This window comes from Aureimonas sp. OT7 (assembly GCF_014844055.1).
GTDB lineage: Bacteria > Pseudomonadota > Alphaproteobacteria > Rhizobiales > Rhizobiaceae > Aureimonas > Aureimonas altamirensis_A.
The window spans coordinates 1,042,649-1,066,307 of sequence record NZ_CP062167.1; the positions used below are offsets into that span (position 1 = coordinate 1,042,649).

The following is a 23,659-nucleotide window of genomic DNA, read 5'->3' on the forward strand; positions in this document are numbered from 1 at the left end:
AACTCTAGTCTAAGAATCGCTTCGTTCGGTCCCTGCCGGGGCCGGTGAACATGGGAGAGTGCCCGATGAGGCAGACTTGGCGATGGTTCGGTCCGCACGATCTGACCTCGGTCGACGACATGCGGCAGGCTGGCGTGGAGGGAGTCGTCAGTGCCTTGCACCACGTGTCGACCGGTGCGGTCTGGACCGATGAGGAAATCCGCAAGCGGCAGGGCGAAATTTCCCGGATGAAGGATGGCAGCGCTTCCGGCCTGTCCTGGGAAATCGTCGAGAGCCTGCCCGTATCGGAAGCCATAAAGAAGCAGAAGGGCGACTGGCGCGCCCACATCGCGAACTACAAGGTGAGCCTCGAAAACCTCGCGGCTGCCGGGCTACAGACCATCTGCTACAATTTCATGCCCGTGCTGGACTGGACGCGCACGGACCTCGCCTTCCGCGTGAGCCATGGCGGCACGACCATGCGCTTCGACCATGTCGATTTCGCCGCGTTCGATATTCACATCCTGCAGCGGGCCGGCGCTGCCGAAAGCTTCGGGCCCGAGGTCGCCGAGGCGGCCGGTGAGCGTTTCGCGGGGATGAGCGAAGAGCGCAAGCGTCAACTGGCCGCCAATGTCACGGCCGGTCTGCCCGGCTCCACCGAAAGCATGACCACGCAGGAGGTGAGGCAGCACCTTGCCGAGTACGATTCCATCGGCGCGGACGCCTTGCGGGCGAACTTCATTGCCTTCCTGGAAGAGGTGACGCCGGTGGCCGAAAGGCTGGGGATGCGGCTCTGCTGCCATCCCGACGACCCGCCTTTCCCGCTGCTGGGCCTGCCGCGCATCATGTCGACGGCCGACGACTACGCCGTCATCCTCGGTGCGGTGGACAGTCCGGCCAGCGGCATGACGCTCTGCTCGGGCTCGCTCGGGGCGCGGCCCGACAACGACATCCCGGCGATCATGCGGCGCTTTGCGCCGCGCGTGCATTTCTTGCATCTGCGCAACGTGACGCTGGAAACGCCGGGCATGCCGGCATCCTTCCATGAAGCGGAGCATCTCGGCGGGGGCACCGACATGGTGGCCCTGATCGCCGAGATCGTGGCGGAAGAGGCGCGCCGCAGGGCCGAGGGCCGGGCGGACCACCAGATACCCATGCGGCCGGATCATGGACAGGACATCGTCGACGATCTCGGCCGCGATGGGCAGCCCGGCTACCCGATCATCGGGCGGCTGAAGGGCCTTGCGGAGCTTCGCGGCGTCATGACGGCACTGACTCACCCGTCAGTGGCGCAGCGGCCGGCATAGCCTTGCGGCGCGTCGGCGCAAGCCGGCGCACCAGGACGTAGAAGACCGGCGTCAGGAACAGGCCGATCAACGTGACGCCGATCATACCGGCGAAGACGGCGATGCCCATGGCCGAGCGCATCTCCGCGCCGGCTCCCGTCGAAAGGACGAGCGGCAGCACGCCCATGATGAAGGCCAGCGACGTCATCAGGATCGGCCGCAGCCGCAGCCGCGCCGCCTCTATGGCGGCGTCTCTGGCGCTGCGCCCCTCGGCCTCCAGCTCGCGGGCGAACTCCACGATCAGGATGGCGTTCTTGGCCGATAATCCGACAAGCACGATCAGGCCGATCTGCGTGAAGATATTGTTGTCGCCCCCGGTGAGCCAGATGCCGGCGAGCGCCGAGAACAGCCCGGCCGGCACGATCAGCAGGATCGCTATCGGCAGGGTCAGGCTTTCGTACTGGGCGGCCAGAACCAGGAAGACCAGGAGAAGCGCGAGCGGGAAAATGATCACACCCGAATTGCCGGCGATGATCTCCTGGTAGGTCAGCTCCGTCCATTCGAAGGAGAAGCCGGGCGGCAGCGTTTCCGCCGCGATGCGTTCCACCGCCTCTTGCGCCTGTCCGCTCGAATAGCCGGGCGCGGCGTTGCCGTTGACGTCGGCCGACAGGAAACCGTTGTAGCGCAAGGCGCGCTCCGGCCCGGACACCAGCTCGACATTCATCAGGGCCGACAGCGGGATCATCTCGCCGGTGTTGGACCGCACCTTCAGGGCGCCAATGTCCTCGGCCCGCGCGCGATAGGGTGCGTCGGCCTGGACACGGACCGAATAGGTCCGGCCGAACTGGTTGAAGTCGTTGACGTAGAGCGAGCCGAGATAGATCTGCAGCGTGTTGAAGATCTCGGTGATGGGGACGTCCAGCTGGCGGGCGCGGGCCCTGTCCACATCGGCGAAAAGCTGCGGCACGTCGATGCCGTACCCGGTGAAGAGGCCGACGAGTTCAGGCGCCTGCTGCGCCCCTGCCAGAAACGCCTTTACCGTATCGTCGAGGGCCTGGAAGCCGTTGCCGGCCCGATCCTCGATCTGCAGCTTGAAGCCGCCGATCGTGCCGAGCCCCTGCACCGGCGGCGGCGGGAAGATGGCCGTGAAGGCCTCTTCGATCCCGGCGAAGCGGCCGTTGAGGTTCTGCGCGATGGCGCCGGCCGAAAGCTCTGCCGTCTTCCTGTCCTCGAACGGGTCGAGGGCCAGGAACACCACGCCGGCATTGGACGAGTTGGTGAAGCCATTGATCGACAGGCCGGGGAAGGCGATGGTGCTTTCCACGCCCGGCGTCTCCAGCGCGATGTCGCCCATGGCGCGCACCACCTCTTCCGTCCGGTCGAGCGAGGCGCCATCGGGTAGCTGCGCGAACCCGACGAGATACTGCTTGTCCTGCGCCGGAACGAAGCCGCCGGGCACGGAGTTGAACAGCACCGCGGTCATGGCCACCATCAGGACGTAGAGCCCCAGCGTGATGCCCTTGCGGGAAATGACGCCGCCCACCCCGTTGCCGTAGCGCCTGGAACTTGCCCCGAAGAAGCGGTTGAAGCCGCGAAAGAACCAGCCGAGAGTCCGGTCCAGGAACCGCGTGAGGCGATCCTTCGGGGCGTCGTGACCGCGCAGCAGCAACGCCGCCAGCGCGGGAGACAATGTCAGCGAGTTGAAGGCCGAGATGACGGTGGAGATGGCGAGCGTCAGCGCGAACTGCCGGTAGAACTGCCCCGTGAGGCCAGAAATGAAAGCCAGCGGCACGAAGACGGCCACCAGCACCAGTGCGATGGCGATGATCGGGCCCGACACCTCGCTCATGGCCTTGTAGGTGGCCTCGCGTGGAGCAAGGCCGTTCTCGATGTTGCGCTCGACGTTCTCAACCACCACGATGGCGTCGTCGACGACGATGCCGATGGCCAGCACGAGGCCGAACAGGCTCAGCGCGTTGATCGAGAATCCCAGGAAATACATGACCGCGAAGGTGCCGACGATCGATACGGGCACGGCCAGGAGGGGAATGATCGAGGCGCGCCAGGTCTGCAGGAAGACGATGACCACCAGCACGACCAGGAGAATCGCTTCCAGCAACGTATCGACGACCGCCTCGATGGATGCCCGCACGAACTGCGTCGTATCGTAGACGATCTCGTAGTCGATGCCCTCGGGCATGGTCTGCTTGATCTCGGCCATGATGGAGCGGACCTCGTCCGCGATGGCGATCGCGTTGGAGCCGGGAGCCTGGAAGACCGGTATGGCGACGGCCGGCTCGTTGGACAGAAGCGAGCGCAGCGCATAGTCGCTGGCGCCGAGCTCCACCCGGCCGATGTCGCGGATGCGCGTCAGCGCGCCTGTTTCCGGGTCCGTGCGCACGATGATATTGGAAAATTCCTCGACATCCTTCAGTCGGCCCTGCGCGTTGACCGAAAGCTGGAATTCGACGCCCGGCACGCTGGGCGACGCGCCGATGACGCCGGCGGCCGCCTGAATGTTCTGCTCCCGTACGGCTTGCACCACGTCGCTGGCCGACAGGCCGCGCGCCGCCGTCTTCTCCGGATCGAGCCAGATGCGCATGGAATAATCGCCGGAGCCGAACAGTTGCACCTGCCCCATGCCCTCCACGCGCGCCAACCGGTCGCGCACGTTGATAAGGGCGTAGTTGCGAAGGTAGGTCAGGTCATAGCGCCCGTTGGGCGAGGTCAGGTGCACCACGAGCATCAGGTCGGGAGATGATTTGATGACGGTGACGCCGAGGCGGCGCACCTCCTCGGGCAGGCGCGGTTCGGCCTGGGCGACGCGGTTCTGCACGAGCTGCTGCGCCTGGTCCGGGTCGGTGCCGATGCGGAAGGTGACGGTCAGCTGCATGACGCCGTCCGTCGTCGTCTGGCTGGACATGTAGAGCATGTCTTCGACGCCGTTGACCTGCTCTTCCAGCGGGGTCGCCACCGTCTCGGCGATCACCGCCGGGTTGGCGCCCGGATAGGTGGCGCGCACCACGATAGAGGGTGGCACGACGTCCGGGTATTCGCTGATCGGCAGGGCGAAGATGGACAGGAGCCCGCCCAGAAAGATCAGGAAGGACAGGACACCGGCAAAGACCGGCCGGTCGATGAAGAATCGCGAGATGTTCATGGCTGGGTTCGTCCGTTTGCGGGTTCCGCCTCGGCCGTCCGGGTGGACAGCGGCTGCCCCGTTTCCATCGACACCATCTGCGGCTCGACGCGGGCGCCGGGGCGCAGGCGTTGCAGGCCGTTGACGACGATCCGCTCGTTCTCCGAGAGTCCGCTTTCCACGACCCGCATGTCGCCCGAGGCGCGGCCGAGCTTGACGCTGCGGTATTCCACCATGTCGTTTTCACCGACCACCAGCACGTAGCGCTTGTCCTGGTCGGTGCCGACGGCGCGTTCGGCCACCAGTATGGCCGGCGCCGCGTTCGCTTCGCCCAGGCGGATCCTGGCGAACTGGCCCGGCAGTAGCGCGCCGTCCGCGTTGGAGAACGCCACGCGGATACCCACCGTACCGTTGGCCGGATCGACGCTCGGGTCGATCAGCTGGATATGACCCTCGACCGTGGCGCCGCCCGCCAGGTCCATTTCCACCGGCACGCGCTCCAGCGCGCCGGGGGCCGAGAGAAGATGGTCGACCGTCGCCTCGTCCGCATCGAAGCTGGCATAGATCGGATCGACGGAAACCATGCGCGCCAGAACCGGCGAGCCGGCGCCTGCTGACACGAGGTTGCCCGTCGTCACCTCCAGCCGTCCGATACGCCCGGAAACCGGTGCGCGAATGTTCGTATAGGCAAGGTCGAGCCGCGCGCTGCGCAGCGTTGCCTCCGCCGAGGCCAGTTGCGCCTCGGCCTCCAGGCTCGCCTGGACGCGCCGCTCGTATTCCGAAATGGCGATCGTGCGGTTGCCTTGAAGCTGCGCGCCGCGCTGCAGTTCGCCGCGGGCATAGGCAAGCCGCGCCTTGGCGGCCTCGAGCTCGGATTGCGCGCGTGAGACCGCGGCCTGGTAGGGTGCCGGATCGATGGTGAGAAGCGGCGCGCCCTTTTCCACAAGGCTGCCCTCGCGGAAATGGGCGGCCTCGACGGCACCCTCGACGCGGGAGCGGATTTCGACCCGTTCGACGGCTTCGAGCCTTCCCGAATAGCGTGTCCAGAGTTTTACCGGCCGGCGCTCGACGCGAGCCACGGAGGCCGGCACGGCCACAGCCTGCTCTGCTTGCAGCGTATCCGCCCCGGCGTTGCGCCCGACGAATCCGATGCCGAGCAGGACGATGAAGAAAGCCAGCGTTGCGAGCGTGGCGAAAATGCCGACAACCCAGTTCACAATTCTGCGGATGCTGGACATGGCGTTTTCCTGATAATGGAGTGAAGACGAGTGTCGGCCGGCTGACGCCAAGCGCCAGCGGTCCATGCCCGGAAGACGAGGCCGGGCACCGGTGAGAATGTTGATTACCGATCGGTAAGAAATGAGTTAGGGGCTTGGAACCGAAGTGTCAACGGACTAATTTACCGATAGGTATAAAATTTGACGACATCGGCTTGGCAGGCAGGAAAGGAATAATGCGATGGGAGTCGGCCGTCCGCGGGAATTCGATCCCGATGTGGCCCTCGACAGGGCGATGGAGCTGTTCTGGCGCCAGGGCTATGAAGGGACTTCGCTGTCAGACCTGACGGAAGCGATGGGCATCGCCAAGCCAAGCCTGTACGCCGTGTTCGGCAACAAGGAGGAATTGTTCCGCAAGGCGCTGGATCGCTACGCGTCGCGCCGTTCGGATACCGCCTGCGATGCCTTGAACGAGCCCACCTCGCGCCGTGCGATCGAGATGCTTCTGCTCGGCTTCGCCGGTGTCGGCGCCGAGGATGACAAGCCCAAGGGCTGCCTGATGGTGCAGGGCGCACTCGTCTGCAGCGAGGCCAGCGAAACCATCCGGCGGGAGCTGTGCGACCGGCGCGCCGAAAGCGAAGCCGCGCTCTGCCGCCGCATGCAGGAGTGGAAAGCCGCGGGCGACCTGCCTGACAGCGCCGATCCCGAGGGTCTTGCGCGATACGTCATGACGGTCGCCAACGGCATCGCGGTCCAGGCGGCCAGCGGCGCCAGCAAGGAAGACCTGCGCCAGGTGGTGGAGATGACCATACGGACCTGGCCGCCGGCGTGAGCCGGCTTACCGACCGGCAACCGTCCATCCGCCAGGCCCGATGATTTTTCGCTTGCTCCTCTAGTCGCTATAGGAAGCAAACTCCCGGATCATGATGGCCGCGTGCGTTGCGGCCCCTGCATTCGGGACGGGTTCGATGAGAGACGATAGCGTGCAACGGCGGGAATGGACGATCACGGGGATGGACTGCGCTTCCTGCGCGACCAAGGTCCAGAATGCGCTCGGCCGGCTGCCGGGCGTCTCCGAAGTCAGGGTCGGTCTGATGAGCGAGCGTCTCTCGCTCGATCTCCTTCCCGGCGTCGGCACGGATGCCGATGTGGAAAATGCGGTCCGCCGGCTCGGCTACGGCATCACCCCGCGCGACAGCGGGGCCGTCCAGGACCATGAAAAGCAAGGCGACGCCGGGGCGTGTTGCGGTGGCCATGCCGCCGCCGACGCGGCAGGCCATCACCACGATCATGACCACGCGGCGGGGGATGCCGTGCATGGCAGGCACGTCCATGATGACCCCGCCGAACGGGGCAGGCGCTGGTTCCAGACCGCGAAAGGCCGCCTCGTTCTGCTGACGGGGGCTTTGCTGGCCTGCGCCTGGGCTATCGAGATGCTTGTGGGCGCCAGCTACGGCTACTGGGCGTTCCTGGCGGCGTGTCTGATCGGGGTGGCGCCCGTCGCGCGCCGCGCCTTCGCGGCGGCGCGTATGGGCCAGCCCTTCACCATCGAAAGCCTCATGACCATCGCGGTGGTCGGCGCCTTGTGGATCGGCGCGGCCGAGGAAGCCGCGCTCGTCGTATTTCTCTTCGCGGTCGGCGAAGTGCTGGAGGGCGTCGCGGCCGGCAAGGCGCGGGACGGCATCCGGGCGCTGGCCGACCTTGTGCCCAAGACGGCTCTTCTGGACGTTGGCGGCACCACGCGTGAGGTGGCGGCCGACACCCTGCGCATCGGCCAGACGGTGCTGGTGCGTCCCGGCGACCGGATCCCCGCCGACGGCGAGATCGCCGATGGCACGAGCGGCATCGACGAGAGCCCGGTGACGGGCGAAAGCGTGCCGCTGACGAAGGGGCCGGGGGAAGCCGTTTTTGCCGGTTCCATCAATACCGAGGCGGTCCTGCGCGTCACGGTGACGAAGGAGCCGTCCGACAACACCATTGCCCGCATCATCCGCCTGGTGGAGGACGCGGAAGAGGCGCGGGCGCCCACCGAGCGCTTCATTGACCGGTTCAGCCGCTGGTACATGCCGGCCATCGTGGCGCTCGCCGCTTTGGTCGTGCTGGTTCCGCCGCTGGCTTCCGGTGCGGACTGGGACATTTGGGTCTATCGCGGGCTTGCCCTGCTTCTGATCGGCTGCCCCTGCGCCCTGGTCATTTCCGTGCCCGCATCCATCGCCTCGTCGCTGTCGGCCGGGGCGCGCAAGGGCCTTCTGATGAAGGGCGGCGCGGTCATCGAGGCAACCTCGGCGGTGCGAATGGTGGCCTTCGACAAGACGGGCACCCTCACGCATGGCAGGCCGGAGGTGGTGGACGTCCGCCCCGCCGCCGGGGTGGAGGCGGCCGAGCTTCTGGCCGTCGCGGCCGCGGTCGAAGCCGGCTCGAGCCATCCGCTGGCACGGGCGGTGCTGAAGCGCGCGGGCGCCGACGACGTCGCGGCGATGTCCGCCGCCAACGCACGGGCCATGCCGGGCAAGGGCGCCGAGGCGATGGTCGACGGTGCGCGCGCCGTCGTCGCCTCGCCGCGCCATGCCGCGACCGAAGGCGGCATCGATGCCGAAGGCGCAGAGCTGGCCGAGACGATGGAAACCGAAGGCAAGACGGTCGTCGCCGTCTACCGGGAGGGGCGTCCGCTGGGCATCCTGGCCTTGCGCGACGAGGCGCGCGAGGACGCGCGGGATGCCATCGGCCAGTTGCAGAGGATGGGCGTCGGCGCGGTGATGCTGACCGGCGACAACCCCCGTACCGCCAAGGCGGTCGCCGGCGGCCTCGGCGTGGACTTCAAGGCCGGAATGATGCCGGAGGACAAGCTGGCGACGGTGCGCGAGATCGGCGCACAAGGCGGCGTCATGATGATCGGCGACGGCATCAACGACGCGCCGGCCCTCAAGCAGGCGGCCGTCGGCGTTGCGATGGGGTCAGGCACGGACGTGGCACTGGAAACGGCCGACGCGGCGATCCTGCGCGACAGGGTGGTGGATGTGCCGGCGCTTATCCGGCTGGCGCGCGCCACCATGGGCAACATCCACCAGAACGTGGCCATCGCGCTGGGATTGAAGGCCGTATTCCTGGTGACGTCCGTCCTGGGCATCACCGGCCTATGGATCGCCATCCTGGCGGATACCGGCGCCACCGTGCTGGTGACGTTGAACGCCTTGCGTCTTCTGGGCTTCGATCCGACGCGGGAGCGCTCTCACCAATAGCCGGGACTGCAACCGCCTTTCATGGAACCGCCGCAATAGCTTCATGCGCCCGTCATGGAACCGGCCGATATGGCTCCACCAAAGGTTAGGAGCAAGGCATGTCGGCGCAATCGGTGGAGCTTGTCGGGATCGGCAAGCGGTTCGGCTCGGAAGAGGTGCTGAAGGGCATCGACCTCAGCGTGCGTGCCGGCGAGTTCCTGTCGCTGGTCGGCATGTCGGGCTGCGGAAAATCGACCCTTCTGCGGCTGATCGCGGGGCTGGAAGCGCCGGACAGCGGGTCCGTCGCCATCGGCGGCGAAACGGTGACCGACCGCGATCCGAGCGACCGCAACCTGGCCATGGTGTTCCAGTCCTATGCGCTGTATCCGCACATGACGGTCCGGCAGAACATCGCGACGCCGCTGCGCATGCGGCGACTGTCGGCCTTCGCGCGCCTGCCGCTTGCCGGCCGTCTTGCGCCGGGCCGCCGCGCCGCAATGCGCGCCATCGACGCCGAAGTGGAGGAAGCCGCCCGGACGCTGCGGATCGAGCCTCTTCTGGACCGGCGGCCAGCCCAGCTTTCGGGCGGCCAGCGGCAGCGCGTCGCCCTGGCCCGAGCGCTGGTGCGCCAGCCGGCCGCTTTCCTGATGGACGAGCCGTTGTCGAACCTCGACGCCAAGCTGCGCGCCCATATGCGCGACGAGCTCGCAGGGCTGCACCGGCGTCTCGGCGCGACCTTCATCTACGTCACGCACGACCAGACCGAAGCGATGACCATGTCCGATCGCATTGCGCTCATGGAAGGCGGGCGGATCCTGCAGCTGGGCACGCCGGCCGAGCTGTACGAACGTCCCGACAGCCTTGCCGTCGCCCGCTTCATCGGCACACCCACCATCAATGCCGTTCCGGCGACCGTCGACACCGGCGGGCAGATCGGCGTGTTCGGCTACAGGCTCGGTATTGCCTGCGAGGAAGCGCGCGGCTCCTGCACCCTCTGCATCCGGCCGGAAGACGTGCGCTTTGCCACCGATGGCATGCCGGCGCGGGTGATCCGCAGCGAAATCCATGGGGCGGACCGCTATCTGACGCTGCTCGTGGAAGACGGTGCCGAGATCACCATGCGTACGCGTGTCGGTGACAGCCTGCCCATGGATGGCGACGGTACCGCCTGGATCGCGTTCGACCGGCGGCGTGTCCACCTTTTCGATGCTTCCGGCCGGCGGCTGGAAGCCCGGACGCGCGAGAAGGTGGCCGCATGAGCGCCGCCGACATCGCCCTGTCCGGTGCCGCCGCACCCGCCACCGCGGCCCGTCGTCCGGCGCGTCGCCGCTGGGTCGGGCTGGCCTTCGCCGCGCCCGCGATGCTTCTTCTGCTGGGCATCTATATCCTGCCGATGGCGGCGTTGGGCGCCTTTTCCGTCACCGATTATCAGCTGGGTGCACTGACCTTCGGCTTCGTCGGCCTTGACAACTTCGCGGCCGCCTTTTCCGATCCCGTCTTCATACGGGCCATGGGCAACACGCTTCTCTATGCCTTGATCGTCATCCCCTTCGGAGTCGGTCTCGGCCTCGGGGCGGCGCTGCTGGTGGACGGAACCAAACGCAGCCGGCCTTTCTGGGAGGTCGCCTATTTCCTGCCCGTCACGGCCACCCTCGTCGCCATGGCGACGGTATGGCAGTTCCTGCTGCACCCATCGCTCGGGCCGGTCAACGCGGCAATCAGGTCGCTGGGCCTCGACCCCGTCTACTTCCTGTCCAATCCCGTCCTGCTGATCCCGACCCTGGCGCTGATCGGCATCTGGCAGGTGCTCGGGTTCAACATGGTGCTGTTCCTGGCGGGGCTGACGAACATTCCGCAGGATCTCTACGAGGCCGCACGGCTGGACGGCGCGAAAAGCCCGATCGACCGGTTCCTGACGGTGACATGGCCGATGCTGGGGCCGATCACGATGTTCGTCGTGGTCACCACCTCCATATCGGCGCTCAAGGTGTTCGAAACCGTCGCGGTGCTGACGAAGGGGCGTTCGGGCTCGGAAACGGTGCTCTACGCGCTGTATCTCGAAGGCTTCGAATACGCCAACACCGGCTATGCCGCGGCGCTGACGCTGATCTTCCTGGCACTGGTGCTCGTGCTGTCCATCGGCCAGACGATCTCGATGGACCGGAAGGTGCACTACCGATGACCCGCTCCGGCCAGTTCTTTCGCTTTCTCGCCCTGGCTGTCGGCGCAGCGGCCATGCTTCTGCCCTTCTACTGGATGGTCCTGACCTCGCTGCGCTCGCCGGCCGAGATATTCGATGTCTCGTTGTGGCCGTCCATCTCGCCGTCCGATGCCGTCGACAATTATGCGCGTGCCGCCGGGCAGGTGCCGATGGGGCGCTTCATGCTCAATGGTGCCATCGTCTGCATCGGCATTCTTGCGGTGCAGGTGCTGACGGCGGTGCCGGCTGCCTATGCGCTGGCAAAGCTTCCATTTCCGGGAAGGCGGCTTTTGATGACGCTGGTCATCGCCGCCCTGTGCATCCCGATGCAGGCGCTGGCGCTGCCGCTCTTCGTCGGCCTGGCCATGACGCAGATGCTGAACAGCTATTTCGCGATGATGCTGCCCTTCTTCCTGTCGGTTTTCGCCATCTTCCTGTTTCGCCAGGCGTTCCGCAGCTACCCGGACGAGATCATCGAAGCGGCCAGGATGGACGGCTTCTCCGAAATGGAGATCTGCTGGCGGCTCGTGCTGCGCGGTGCGCTGCCGTCGCTTGCGGCCTTCTCGGTGTTTTCGGTCGTTGCGCACTGGAACGACCTCTACTGGCCGATGATCGTCGTATCGGACACCAATCTCGCGCCGCCGCCGCTGGGCATGCTGTTTTTCTCGGATGTCGAGTCCGGAGCCAACTACGGCGCGCTGATGGCCGGCGCCACTCTGATCACCGCCCCCATGGTCGTCTGCTTCCTGATGGCGCGGCGGCACTTCATCGCCGGAATCACCATGACCGGCGTCAAGTAACCGGACGGCGGGAAAAAGCCGTCCGACCTATCGACAGGAGATATCGACATGTCGCTTCCCACCCGCATCGTGGCCGGCGCGCTGGCGCTTGGCCTGACGCTTCCGGGCATCGCTCGCGCCGAGCCCGTGGAGTTGCAGGTTCTCTACAACCTGCCCGGCTTCACCAAATTCCACCAGCCGCTGGCCGACCAGTTCATGGCGGCGAACCCGGACATCAAGATCAACTTCCTGGCGCCCGCTGCCGGGTACAACGAGGGTCAGCAGCAGGTGCTGCGGGCCGCCGTCACCGGTAACCTGCCGGACGTCTACTTCTCCGGCTACAACCTGACGGCCGAGCTCGTCGGCGCCCTGGCGCCCCGCTCGCAGATCACCGATCTGGCGCCCTTTATCGAGGCGGAGGGCGGACAGGCGTTCCTGGATGAGAACTATACGCCCAAGATGGCGGCGCTCGGCCAGATCGACGGCAAGCAATACGGCCTCCCGGTCAACGCTTCCTCCCCCATCGTCTATGTCAACGCCGACCTGGTGCGGCAGGCGGGCGGCGACCCGGACAACATGCCCGACACGTTCGATGGCCTCATCGACCTGGCCGCGAAGATCGACGCGCTCGACCCGCGCTATGCCGGTATGGGATACGATATCGGCGGCTGGCCGGACGACTGGCTGTGGCAGGCGCTGATCTTCCAGCAGGGCGGCACGCTTGTCGACGCACAGACCGGCACCGTCGCGTTCGACGGCGAAACGGGATTGAACGCCATGAAGCTGGTGCGCCGCTTCGTGACGGAAGGCGGCCAGGAGATGCTGGACTGGGATCAGTCCCGCCAGCAGTTCGGGGCCGGATTGACGGGCTTCATCTTTTCCACCCCCGCCCATGTCCAGACCATCGAGGGGCTGGTGGGCGAGCGGTTCGAGCTGACCACCGCCACCTTCCCGCTGGAGAACAAGGAGACTGGCGGCGTGCCGACCGGTGGCAACTCGGCCGTCATCCTGACGCAGGACCCTGCGCTCCAGCAGGCTGCGTGGAAATACCTGAAGTGGATCACCGGTGCCGAGGCGCAGAACCAGATCGTGCGCATCACCGGCTACCTGCCGACCAACAAGCGCGCGACCGGTCCGGATTACCTTGCGCCCTATTATGCCAAGAACCCCAATGTCGAAACGGCGTCGCTGCAGGCCGACCGCTCGCTGCCCTGGGCCGGGTATCCGGGCGGTGACTCCGTGCGCATCTGGCGCACGCAACGCGACATCATCGGCACCGTCATGCGCGGCGAGGTGACGCCGGAAGACGGCCTGAAGGAGATCGTCGCGCAGACGAACGCCCTGATGAAGTGACCCGGGAACCGGGACGGGCGCGCGCGGCCATGCCGCCGCGCCCCATTCGGAAAGACGATACCTTGAAGATCATCCAGATTACCGACACGCATCTCGTGCCGCCCGGCAACCTCGTCAACGGGGTGGACCCGGAACTGCAGCTGCGCCGCACGCTGGACGACGTCCTGGCGCGCCATGCCGATGCCGACCTTCTGGTCATAACCGGAGACCTCTGCAACGACGGCGACCCGGAGGCCTACGCCCTCCTGCGCGAGATCCTGTCGTCAGTGCCGTTCCCCATCCGCCTGATGCTCGGCAACCACGATCGGCGACCGGCCTTCGTCGACGCCTTCCCCGACCACCCCCTGGATGTCGACGGCTATGTCCAGTCGAGCATCGATACACCGCATGGCCGGTTGCTGTTCCTGGATAGCCATGAGGCCGGGACGATCGGCGGCATCTATGGCGCCGACCGGCTCGCCTGGCTCGACGATGCGCTTGCCGGGGCGGGAAACCGCCCGGTCACCGTCTTCGTCCATCATCCGCCGGTGCATGACGGGCTGGCGCATTTCCGGCATATCGGCCTGCATGACGATGGTGCCCTGCTGGCGCGCCTCGCCGCCCATGCGGGCGGGGTCCGCCATATCGTGTTCGGCCATATCCACGTGCCCCTGGCAGGAACGACGGCCGGCGGCATCGCCTTCAGCTCCGGGCAGTCCTGCGCGCATCGTTTCATCACTGATCTCGATGCGCCCGACCCTTGGTGGACCGGCGGCAATCCGTGCTACCGGATCCTGATCCTGGACGAGCACGGGTTTCGGGCCTATGGCACCGAAGTCGGAGAGCCCCGCCTTGCAAGGGCCGAGGCTTGCGCCGGGCCTTGAGGGAACCGGCGTCGGCAGCGCTTACGGCGCCGCCGACATGAACAGGAAGACGAAGAATATCACCAGGTGGACGCCGCCCTGCAGGATCGTGGTGCGGCCGGTCGCCAGGGTGATCGTGCCGATGATGAGGGTCAGCACGATCTGCACGATATGATCGCTTTCCAGGCCCAACGTAATCGGCCTGTCGGTGACGATGGAGACGAGGGCCACGGCGGGAATGCTCAGCCCGATGCTGGCGAGTGCCGACCCCAGCGCGAGATTGAGGCTCGTCTGGATGCGGTTGGCGCGCGCCGCACGAAAGGCGGTCGTCCCTTCCGGAAGCAGGACGACCGCGGCGATGAGAACGCCGATCAGTTCCGAATTGAGGCCGGCCGACAGCACCACCGTGCTGACGACGGGCGTCAGGTCCTCTGCCAGGAGGATGATCATGAGGAGGGACAGAAGCAGAAGGCCGAGGCTGGCAAAGGCCCGGCCATTGGTTGGGGCCTCGTGCGGTTCGGCCGCGATCACGTCGGTGAAGTAGTTGCGATGGCGGACCGTCTGGACGAACAGGAACAGGCCGTACAAGGTCAGCGACACCACTGCCACGAAACCGAGCTGCATGGTCGAATAGGAAGGACCCGGCGTCGCCACCGTGAAGTTGGGCAGGATCAGGGTCAGCGTCGCGAGCGTACCCAGGACGCACAACGCCGCTGCCGCCCCCGTGGTGTGGAACTCCTGCTCCTTGTGCAGGATGCCGCCGGTCAGGAGGCACAGGCCGACGACGCCGTTCAAGACGATCATCAGGGTCGCGAAGACCGTGTCGCGCGCGATTTCGCTTCCGTCGGTGCTGGCCGACAGCATGATCGATACGATCAGCGACACCTCGATCAGCGTTACGCAACCGGCCAGGAGCACGGAGCCGAACGGCTCCCCGATCTTCTGCGAAAGCACTTCGGCATGTTCGACCGCCGCGAAGACCGAGCCTATGAGAAACAGCGCCGCAAGGTCGACGAAGAGGCCGGAGGTTTCCGAAACGACATGGGCCGCATGCGCGAGAAGCAGAAGGACAGCGCCGACGACGAAAAGAAGCGAGCGGCCGATGACGGGGCGCGTGGCAGACGGTGCGTGCATCGATGATCCGGAGCGGGCCGTTGCGAGAGGACCTGTCCGGCGCTGAAGCGCCGAACCGGTCCCGCCAAGCTGTGTCCGTTGGGGGCACCCTGTCAAGCTGCCGTGGCCCACCATAAGACGCTTCCGAAAATTGCAACCTGTGATATTCGGGCGGCCGACAGGGGATGCTGTCGAACGGGAGGGACGACATGGTTCAGGCATGGATAAGCCGCCGCGGGATGCTGGCGATGACGGCGGCGCAACTGGCGTTGTTTGGGCTGGCGGGTCATCACGCGATGGCCACGGAGTTTCCGACCGGCACCCTGACGCTCGTGGTGCCCTTTCCGCCGGGCGGCACGCTGGACATCGCCGCCCGACTTCTGGCGCGCCGCCTGGAGACGGCCTTCGGGCAGACGGTCCTTGTCGACAACAGGCCCGGGGCCGGCGGCAATATCGGCGCCGATTTCGTGGCCGAAAGCGCGCCCGACGGCGCCACGCTGCTCATGGGCGCCACGTCGACGCACGGTATCAACGTCAGCCTGTTCCCCGACATGCCGTTCGACCCCGTGTCGGACTTCGCTCCCGTCGCTCTCGTCGGCCGGACGCCCAACGTTCTGGTGGTGCGTGAAGAGGTCGGCATCGACACGCTGGAGGAGTTCGTCGCGCGCCTTCGGCAGGAGCCGGAGCTCGCCATCTATTCGTCCGGCTCAAACGGAAGCGCAGGCCATCTCGCCGGAGAGCTCTTCGCGCAGAAACTCGGTATCGACCTGACCCATGTTCCCTACCAGGGCTCGGCCGCGGCGTTGCAGGCGGTGCTGTCGGGGGAGGTCGGCTTCATGTTCGACAATCTGTCGTCCGCATCGAGCCATATCGATTCGGGCGTGCTGCGCCCCCTGGCCGTGACGACCAGGGCGCGCTCTTCCTTCCTGCCGGATGTGCCGGCAATGGCGGAGGAGGGGTTCGATGAGTTCGACCTGACCACCTGGTTCGGCGTTCTGGCGCCCGCCGGCACGCCGGAAGCGTCGGTGGCGCGGCTGAACGCGGCGATCCGCGCGGCGATGGCGCAGCCGGACATCGTCGAGGCGCTGGCCGTCCAGCGCACCGAGGCGGCGGCGGGCACCCCGCAGGATTTCGCCGACTTCATCGCGGCCGAGATCGCGCGCTACAAGACCATCATCGACGGGGCGAACCTGTCCCTGAACTAGGCTGCCGCATCATCGCGCCATGTCAGGGTGCCGCGACCGCTTGTGACGTCGGCCACGAGCCGCTCCACCCGGGCGCGCTCGGCCACGGGTATGGCAATCTCAATCAGGGCGCCGCGCGGGGTGAATTCCTGGCCGGTCGTCTCCAGCCCCGGGATGGCGGCCAGCCGCGCGGTCAGGATGGCGAGGTCGCCGAAATCGCAGGCGACGAGCGCCGCCGCCAGATCGAGGCATTGAAGCTTTTCCGCCTGGCGCAGGCATTGTGCCGCAGCGCCCCCATAGGCCCGCACGAGGCCGCCTCCGCCCAGCAATATGCCGCCGAACCAGCGCGTGACGACGACAGCCACCCTGTCGAGGCCCTGTCCGTCGATGGCCTGCAGGATCGGCTTGCCCGCCGTACCGGCCGGCTCGCCGTCATCGTCGAACCGATAAGCCTGCCCGATGCGCCATGCCGAGCAATTGTGGGTCGCCGAGAAATTTGAATGGGCGGCGATGAAGGCCTTGGCTTCGCTTTCGTCCCGCACGGGGCCGGCGGCTGCCAGGAAGCGGCTTTTGCGGACCTCGGTCCGGACCATGGCGATGGCGGCAAGGGTGAAACTGTCTGACATGGGCAACGCAAGCGGGAATGGATCGTGGGCCGGGCTTCCTCCCGGCCTTTGCGCCCTTATACGACCGCCACTTTCGGTTTGGGAGGCCAAAGGCTCACAGGCTTGCGGGAATGAATATTGTGGGGCGCTCCGGTAGCGTCCGGACGGACAGGTCCAGCGTGTCGCCGTCGAGCCTCCGGACCTCGAAGGCATCGCCCATGCGCCCCGTAAACGAATCCAGGGACGTGGCATTGCGGTGCATCGGCAGCACGACGGAAGACGACAACCGCCGCGTGATCGCTTCCATGTTGGCGAGCGACGAGGTGAGGCCCCCATCCACCGGCACCATGACTACGTCCAACCGGCCGATCCTGGCGTAGTGGTCGTTCGTCAGTTCGTGGTGAAGGTGGCCGAGATGCCCGATGCACAGGCCGGCGACCTCGAAAATGAAGATGGAGTTGGCATCCGGTTCGGAGGCGCCCCAACGGCGGATATCCGTCGTGACGTTGCGTATGACGACATCGTCCACGGCAAGCCCGTGGCGCGCCGGCCCGGACTCGCCCCAGCCCCTCAGGACGTGCTCGATACCGGGATCGGGTGTTTCGGTGTAATGCGTCCTGTGCGCCTTGTTCATGGTGACGATGCGGGGCAGGGGCGTGCTTCCGTAGAAGCCCGAATAGTCGGTGGCGATGGTGACGCCGCCGGGCGTTTCGATCCGGTAGGTAGAATGGCCGGCATAGGCGATGCGCACCGTGCCCTCGACCGTACGTACCGGCGTATAGGCGACGTTGAAGGTCCGAGGCATCGTCGAGGCCATTGCCAGGCAGGATGAAGCGACCGAAGGCACGTCGTTCGATTGGGCAACGGCCTGTGTCGCCATCGTCAGCAACACCGCCACGGAAAGCAGAACCGGTCGCATCATCGGCATGGCCTTCGACTGTTCCAGTCCCGGAGGATAGGCATCATCCATCAGCGGACGCCAGCCCTCCTCACATCCTGCCCGTCAATTCAGCGTGACGCATAATTGCGCAGGCGACTTGACAGGGCCACGAAATAGCGACAGCATGATCGCTCTGCAATTCAAAAAATCGCACAGCGATTATATGGGATGCGATGGAGTACAAGGACCGCCTCTTTGTCGAGTCTCTGGAACGCGGTTTCGGGGTGCTGCGCGCCTTCGAGGGACATGAAAGCCTTGGCCTTGCGGAGATTGCCGAAAAGGCGGGTATCACCCGCAGCGCGGCGCAACGGTTCACGCATACGCTGGAGGTTCTCGGCTTCCTGCGGCGCGATGCGGCGCGCCGCTGGCGACTGACGCCGCGCACGCTGGAGTTCGGCACCTATTATCTGGCGGCCGATCCGCTGATCGCGCAGGCGACGCCCCATCTTGTGGATCTCAACAATGATTGCGGAGAGACGGTAAACCTGTCGCGCCCGGATGCGCTGGACATGGTGTTCCTGGGCCGCTTCACAGCCAACCGCCGCTCGTTCATCCACATGCCGCAGGGCATGCGGGTTCCGATGTACTGCGGCGCCACGGGCAGGGCCTACCTGGCGACCCTGCCGCGCGATGCGGCGCAGGAGATGGTGGAGCGTTCGTTGCGGCGCGCCTTCACGCCAAGCACGGAAACCGATCCTGACCGAATTATGGAGGCTGTCGACGCCGCGCGCGAGCGTGGCTTCGCCACCGCCGCCGAGCAATTCTACGTCGGCGACCTCAACATCGCCTGCGCTATCGTCGGCACCGACGGCGCCGGCCTCGGCGCCGTGAACATATCCTGCCCGACCAGCCGCTGGAGCATGGCGGACATGGAACGGGAACTTGCACCCCGCCTGATCGAGACGGTCGGCTTCATTTCGTCCGTGCCGGCGGCACGGGCCGATAGCGGAATTCACCACAGCCAAAGGAACCAGTCATGAAACTGCAGGCATTCTTCGCAGGCGCAGCCATGCTCGCCATCGGCTCGCTGCAACCGGCCGCCGCCGAGACGCTGACCGTCGGGTCCACGCCGACAGGCGTTCCCTTCACCTTCCTCGACATCCAGACCAACGAGATCCAGGGCATGATGGTGGACCTCGTTCGCGCGGTGGGCGAGGAAGCGGGCTTCGAGGTGACCGTGCAGCCGGTGGATTTCGGCTCGCTGATCCCTTCGCTCACGTCCGGGCGTATCGACATCATCGCCGCCGCCATGATCGCCACCGATGCCCGTCGCGAAGTGATCGACTTTTCGCAGGAAGTGATGCCCTACGGCGAGGGCGTCGTGGTGGCCGCCGGCTTCGAGGGCGGCATCTCTCCCACCTTCGAAGAGCTGCGCGGCGAGGTGATCGGAGTCCAGCAGGGCACCACCTATCTGGATCGGCTGCAATCCATGGATGTTTTCGGCGAGGTCCGCGTCTATGACTCGCTCGCCGATATCCTGAACGAGGTGAACCGCGGCCGGATCGCCGCCGGCATGGGCGATAAGCCCATCATGGCCTACCAGATGTCACAGGGCCGTTTTCCCGAGGTGAAGATGGCCGACTACGAGAGCCAGCAGACCGGATCGGTGGGCCTTGGCGTACGCAAGGACGACACGGCGCTTCTGGAGCGCATCGACGGCGCACTCGCCAAGCTCAAGGAAAACGGCACGGTGGACGAGCTTGCCGCCAAATGGGGCCTGAAGTGATCGCCGCCCGGGCCGCAAGGCGCTGAGCGATGGGAGCGTTCTGGCAGAACTCCGGGCAGTATCTGCCCATCCTGATGGAAGGCGTGGCGATTACCGTCACGCTGACCCTCGCGGCGCTGGTCATCTCCACCGCGCTCGGGCTTGTCTGGGCGCTGATGCGCTATTCGGGCATCTGGCCGCTGGTGCTGATTTCCAAGACGGTGGTCAACACCGTTCGCGGCATCCCGATCCTGGTGCAGCTCTTCTATATCTACTTCGTGCTGCCGGAATTCGGCATCGACCTGTCGGCCTTCCAGGCCGGTGCCATCGGCCTTGGCATCGCCTATTCCTGCTACATGGCCGAAAACTTCCGGGCCGGGCTGGAGGCCATCGACAAGGGCCAGATCGAAGCGGCGCATTCCATCGGCATGAAATGGTCCCTGATGATGCGCCGGGTGGTGCTGCCGCAGGCCCTGCGCACCGTGCTGCCGCCCTACGGCAACACGATGATCATGCTGCTCAAGGATACGTCGCAGGCATCCGTCATCACCGTTGCCGAACTGACGATGAAGGGCAAGCTCGTCGCTTCGGCCACATTCGACAACATGACCGTCTACACGCTCGTGGCGCTCCTTTATCTGGCCCTGTCCGTGCCGCTGATCGTGCTGGCATCCTATCTCGAGCGGAGGTTCGGCACGCGATGATCCAGCTTCAGAACATTCACAAGCGGTTCGGCAATATCGAGGTTCTGAAAGGGATCGACGGAGAGATCCGCCAAGGCGAGGTGGTCTGCCTGATCGGCGCTTCGGGATCCGGCAAGTCCACGCTGCTTCGCTGCATCAACGGATTGGAAAGCTACGAGAGCGGCCTGATCACGGTCGATGGCGTAACCGTGGATCGCAAGTCCCCGTCCATCCGCGAGATCCGCACATCCGTGACCATGGTCTTCCAGCGCTTCAACCTGTTTCCGCATCGCACGGCGCTGGAAAACGTCACCGAAGGGCCGATCCATGTGAAGGGCGAGAGCCGCAAGGCGGCGGAAGAGCATGGGCGTGCCCTTTTGGAACGCATGGGCCTTGCAGCCAAGGCAGACAGCTACCCTGCAGCCCTATCGGGCGGGCAGCAGCAGCGCGTGGCCATCGCGCGGTCGCTGGCCATGCGCCCGAAGGCCATCCTGTTCGACGAACCGACATCGGCGCTCGACCCGGAACTGGTCGGCGAGGTGCTGGCCGCCATGCGCGATCTGGCGGACGAGGGCATGACCATGCTGGTCGTGACGCATGAAATGGCTTTCGCGCGGGAGGTCGGTGACCGCGTCCTGTTCATGGACGGCGGGCTGATCGTGGAAGAGGGGCCGGCCAGCCGGGTGCTGACCGATCCGCAGCATGAGCGCACGCGCGATTTCCTTCGCCGCGTGCTGGACAAGTAGCAGGTGAACTCGTGACCGAACTTCGACTTCCCGCATCGCTTTGGGCGGCGACAGCCACGGCCGCCCCGCCGACCCTGCCGCTTCAGGCGGACATTTCGGTGGACGTCTGCGTCATCGGCGGTGGATACGCTGGCCTGTCCACTGCAATCCATCTGGCAAAGGCCGGGCGCAGCGTGCAGGTTCTGGAGGCAGGCGATATCGGCTTCGGCGCGTCCGGTCGCAGTGGTGGCCAGGTCATCCCCGGCATCAAGTACGATCCCGACCAGTTGGAGACGATGTTCGGCCCGGAGGCCGGACGAAGGGCCGCACTGGCATTCGGATCGACCGCAGCCAAGGTGTTCGAGCTCATCGACGAATTCGGGATCGATTGCGACGACACGCGGGCAGGCTGGGTGCAGCCGGCACATTCCAAAGCCGCCGAAGCCGGCGCGCTGGACCGATGCCGGCAATGGCGCGCGCTCGGCGCGGACGTGGCCGCGCTAAGTCGCGAGGAAGTTGCCGCGCTTCTCGGCACCAGGCGCTATCACGCAGGCTGGATCGATCGTCGCGGAGGCAGCGTACAGCCGCTGTCCTATACACGGGGGCTAGCGCGCGCCGCACTCGGCCTGGGGGCGGCCATCGCCACCCACACCAAGGCGAGTGCACTCGAAAACCGATCCGGCCGATGGGTCGTCGCGACGCAGGCGGGGCCGAGCGTCACCGCCGAGCGTGTCGTCGTCTGCACCAATGCCTATACGGATACGCTTTGGCCGCGCCTGTCGCGTACCGTCATCGCGGCCAACAGTTTCCAGGTGGCCACGGCGCCTTTGTCCGGCAATCTCGACAAGGCGGTGCTGAAGGGCGGTGTCGTCGCCTCGGATACGCGCAAGCTGCTGTCTTATTTCCGGCGCGACCGCGAGGGACGTTTCGTCATGGGTGGGCGCGGCACCTTCGCCGAGCCATCCGGGCCGGACGATTTCGCCCATGTGGAGCGGATGATCCGCATTGCCTATCCCATTCTGGCCGACCAGCCGATCCAGTACCGCTGGGGCGGCCGCGTCGCCATCACGCAGGATTTCCTGCCGCACCTGCACGAGCCGGAGAAGGGCCTGTTGTTCCAGCTCGGTTGCCAGGGCCGCGGCGTCGGGCTGCAGAGCAAGATGGGAGAGTGGATCGCCGATTACGTGCGGACCGGCGACCCTGCCGCATTGCCGCTCCCCGTCACCGCCATCGCGCCCATACCGCTGCACGGCTTGCGCCGGCTCTATGTTTCCGCAACGCTGGCTTACTACAAGGCGGTGGATCTGGTTCACTGACTTGAGCCGAGGCGACAAGGGGTAAGGCAGGGCCGTGTTCTGGCTGGGCTGGCGCAAGGGGATGGTGCGGCGCTCGCGGGCGCTTCTGGCCTCGCGGCGCATGTGGCGCATGCGGTTGGTGTTTTGGTGCGGCGCGCTTGCCATCGGCGTCGTGGCAACGGTCTTTGCCTACGCATCCGACGCCGCGCAGCACCTCTTCTTTCTTCTGACGGACCCGCGAACCGGCCCCTGGTTGCCTCTTCTGATGACGCCGGCCGGCTTCGTCGCCTGCGCGGTCATTGCCGAGCGGTTTTTCCCCGGGTCGCAGGGCAGCGGGATTCCGCAGGCCATGGCGGCGCGCCGGCTGGAGGGGCGCGCGCGCTTCACCTACTTCACCATCCGCATCGCCATCGGCAAGTTTGTCCTGACAGTTATGGGGCTGTTGTGCGGCGCGTCGATCGGGCGCGAAGGCCCGACCGTCCAGATCGGCGCGGCGCTGATGATGCTGTCGGCGCGGCTGGGTGGCATGTCCTATGCGCGGGGGCTGATCCTCGCCGGATCGGCCGCGGGCATCGCCGCCGCCTTCAACACTCCGCTGGCCGGCATCGTCTTCGCCATAGAGGAACTCGGGCGCGCTTATAGTGCCCGCACCAACGGGCTGGTCCTGTCGGCCGTCATCATTGCCGGCATCGCTTCCCTCGGGCTGGTCGGAAACTACACCTATTTCGGCGTCTCGGACGCGGTCGCGATGTTCCCGTCCGACTGGCCCCTGGTGATCCTGTCCGGCGTCTGCGGCGGCATCCTGGGCGCGGCCTTCAGCATCGCCACCCTGTCCTTGACCCGGAGCATCCGGCGCTGGCGCTCGGTGCCCGGCCGCTGGAAGGCGGCTATCGTTGCAGGGGGCGCAGGACTTGTGGTGGCCATCGTCGGTGTGGCTGCCGGCGGCGCCACCTTCGGCACCAGTTACGACATTGCGCGCGGCGCGTCGAGGGCGAGACACTGCCGGCCCTGTTCTTTGCGGCCAAGTTCGTGGCGACCCTCGCCTCCACTGTCTCGGGTATTCCTGGTGGCCTCTTCGCACCGTCGCTCGCCGTGGGCAGTGGCCTCGGCAGCACCATAGGCGCGTTTCTGGGCTCGCCGCCCGGCCTGGCAGCCATCCTGGGTATGGCGGGCTATTTCGCCGGCGTCGTCCAGGCACCGATGACAGCCTTTATCATCGTGCTGGAAATGACGGGAACCCAGACCAACGTGATCGCCATCATGACCGCATCGATGATCGGCTACGGCGTCTCGCGGCTGATTGCGCCGGAACCGCTCTATCATGGCCTGGCGCGGCTGTGGCTGGCCGATGCCCTGCGCGCGCAGCGGCATCACGACAAGCCGGACACCTGATCCG

19 protein-coding genes and 1 pseudogene are annotated in these 23,659 nt (G+C 66.2%); 15 read left to right on the plus strand and 5 right to left on the minus strand.

What is annotated here, in order from left to right; all coding sequences use genetic code 11:
• The first annotated feature begins 65 nt into the window (after positions 1–65).
• Positions 66–1,286: a mannonate dehydratase gene (gene uxuA, locus IGS74_RS05060; protein WP_192389875.1), complete on the plus strand. Its 1,221-nt coding sequence runs from the start codon at positions 66–68 to the stop codon at positions 1,284–1,286.
• Here the strand turns inward: uxuA and IGS74_RS05065 are convergent.
• A complete protein-coding gene (locus IGS74_RS05065; protein ID WP_192389877.1) occupies positions 1,240–4,425 on the minus strand; it encodes a multidrug efflux RND transporter permease subunit in 3,186 nt (1,061 codons plus the stop codon). The two genes, uxuA and IGS74_RS05065, sit on opposite strands and share 47 nt — an antisense overlap.
• Positions 4,422–5,642: an efflux RND transporter periplasmic adaptor subunit gene (locus tag IGS74_RS05070; protein ID WP_192389879.1), complete on the minus strand. Its 1,221-nt coding sequence runs from the start codon at positions 5,640–5,642 to the stop codon at positions 4,422–4,424. The genes IGS74_RS05065 and IGS74_RS05070 overlap by 4 nt, the downstream gene beginning before the upstream one ends.
• Positions 5,643–5,862: 220 nt before the next feature.
• On the opposite strand from IGS74_RS05070, the gene IGS74_RS05075 reads away from it, so the two are divergent.
• The 7 genes from IGS74_RS05075 (at position 5,863) to IGS74_RS05105 (ending at position 14,034) form a co-directional block, all read left to right on the plus strand.
• The gene (locus IGS74_RS05075; protein WP_192389881.1) at positions 5,863–6,453 is read left to right on the plus strand and encodes a TetR/AcrR family transcriptional regulator; all 591 of its coding nucleotides are present in this window, start codon (positions 5,863–5,865) and stop codon (positions 6,451–6,453) included.
• A 136-nt stretch (positions 6,454–6,589) separates the two neighbouring features.
• Positions 6,590–8,860, plus strand: a complete 2,271-nt coding sequence (locus IGS74_RS05080) for a heavy metal translocating P-type ATPase (protein WP_192389883.1) — start codon at positions 6,590–6,592, stop codon at positions 8,858–8,860.
• Between the two features lie 98 nt (positions 8,861–8,958).
• Positions 8,959–10,098 carry an ABC transporter ATP-binding protein gene (locus IGS74_RS05085; protein WP_192389884.1) on the plus strand — a complete coding sequence of 380 codons (1,140 nt, stop codon included), beginning with the start codon at positions 8,959–8,961 and terminating at the stop codon, positions 10,096–10,098.
• Entirely contained in the window at positions 10,095–11,021 is a 927-nt protein-coding gene (locus IGS74_RS05090) for a sugar ABC transporter permease (RefSeq protein WP_192389885.1), read from the plus strand. Before IGS74_RS05085 ends, IGS74_RS05090 begins: the two co-directional genes overlap by 4 nt.
• A complete protein-coding gene (locus IGS74_RS05095) occupies positions 11,018–11,839 on the plus strand; it encodes a carbohydrate ABC transporter permease (protein WP_192389886.1) in 822 nt (273 codons plus the stop codon). Before IGS74_RS05090 ends, IGS74_RS05095 begins: the two co-directional genes overlap by 4 nt.
• A 48-nt stretch (positions 11,840–11,887) precedes the next feature.
• Positions 11,888–13,171 carry an ABC transporter substrate-binding protein gene (locus IGS74_RS05100; RefSeq protein ID WP_192389887.1) on the plus strand — a complete coding sequence of 428 codons (1,284 nt, stop codon included), beginning with the start codon at positions 11,888–11,890 and terminating at the stop codon, positions 13,169–13,171.
• Between the two features lie 62 nt (positions 13,172–13,233).
• Positions 13,234–14,034: a phosphodiesterase gene (locus IGS74_RS05105; RefSeq protein WP_192389888.1), complete on the plus strand. Its 801-nt coding sequence runs from the start codon at positions 13,234–13,236 to the stop codon at positions 14,032–14,034.
• A 21-nt stretch (positions 14,035–14,055) separates the two neighbouring features.
• Here the strand turns inward: IGS74_RS05105 and IGS74_RS05110 are convergent, their stop codons facing one another.
• The gene (locus tag IGS74_RS05110) at positions 14,056–15,147 is read right to left on the minus strand and encodes an ionic transporter y4hA (RefSeq protein WP_192389889.1); all 1,092 of its coding nucleotides are present in this window, start codon (positions 15,145–15,147) and stop codon (positions 14,056–14,058) included.
• A gap of 188 nt (positions 15,148–15,335) precedes the next feature.
• Here IGS74_RS05110 and IGS74_RS05115 point away from each other — a divergent pair, with 188 nt between their 5' ends.
• Entirely contained in the window at positions 15,336–16,331 is a 996-nt protein-coding gene (locus tag IGS74_RS05115) for a tripartite tricarboxylate transporter substrate binding protein (protein ID WP_206688214.1), read from the plus strand.
• Here IGS74_RS05115 and IGS74_RS05120 read toward each other — a convergent pair.
• Together IGS74_RS05120 and IGS74_RS05125 are read right to left on the minus strand one after the other, a co-directional pair.
• Entirely contained in the window at positions 16,328–16,936 is a 609-nt protein-coding gene (locus IGS74_RS05120; protein ID WP_192389891.1) for a YigZ family protein, read from the minus strand. The genes IGS74_RS05115 and IGS74_RS05120 overlap by 4 nt on opposite strands.
• A gap of 94 nt (positions 16,937–17,030) precedes the next feature.
• Entirely contained in the window at positions 17,031–17,885 is an 855-nt protein-coding gene (locus IGS74_RS05125; RefSeq protein WP_246722947.1) for an MBL fold metallo-hydrolase, read from the minus strand.
• 143 nt (positions 17,886–18,028) lie between these two features.
• Here IGS74_RS05125 and IGS74_RS05130 point away from each other — a divergent pair, with 143 nt between their 5' ends.
• The 6 genes and pseudogenes from IGS74_RS05130 to IGS74_RS05155 all read left to right on the plus strand — a co-directional run bounded on the left by IGS74_RS05130 (position 18,029) and on the right by IGS74_RS05155 (position 23,655).
• Entirely contained in the window at positions 18,029–18,835 is an 807-nt protein-coding gene (locus tag IGS74_RS05130) for an IclR family transcriptional regulator (protein WP_192389892.1), read from the plus strand.
• A complete protein-coding gene (locus tag IGS74_RS05135) occupies positions 18,832–19,581 on the plus strand; it encodes an ABC transporter substrate-binding protein (RefSeq protein WP_192389894.1) in 750 nt (249 codons plus the stop codon). The genes IGS74_RS05130 and IGS74_RS05135 overlap by 4 nt, the downstream gene beginning before the upstream one ends.
• A 29-nt stretch (positions 19,582–19,610) precedes the next feature.
• On the plus strand, positions 19,611–20,264 hold the full coding sequence (locus IGS74_RS05140; protein ID WP_192389896.1) for an amino acid ABC transporter permease: 654 nt from the start codon (positions 19,611–19,613) through the stop codon (positions 20,262–20,264).
• Positions 20,261–20,989 carry an amino acid ABC transporter ATP-binding protein gene (locus IGS74_RS05145; protein ID WP_192389898.1) on the plus strand — a complete coding sequence of 243 codons (729 nt, stop codon included), beginning with the start codon at positions 20,261–20,263 and terminating at the stop codon, positions 20,987–20,989. Before IGS74_RS05140 ends, IGS74_RS05145 begins: the two co-directional genes overlap by 4 nt.
• Positions 20,990–21,000: 11 nt before the next feature.
• The gene (locus IGS74_RS05150) at positions 21,001–22,284 is read left to right on the plus strand and encodes an FAD-binding oxidoreductase (protein WP_192389900.1); all 1,284 of its coding nucleotides are present in this window, start codon (positions 21,001–21,003) and stop codon (positions 22,282–22,284) included.
• A 61-nt stretch (positions 22,285–22,345) separates the two neighbouring features.
• Positions 22,346–23,655, plus strand: a pseudogene (locus tag IGS74_RS05155) (chloride channel protein).
• The last annotated feature ends 4 nt before the right edge of the window (positions 23,656–23,659 follow it).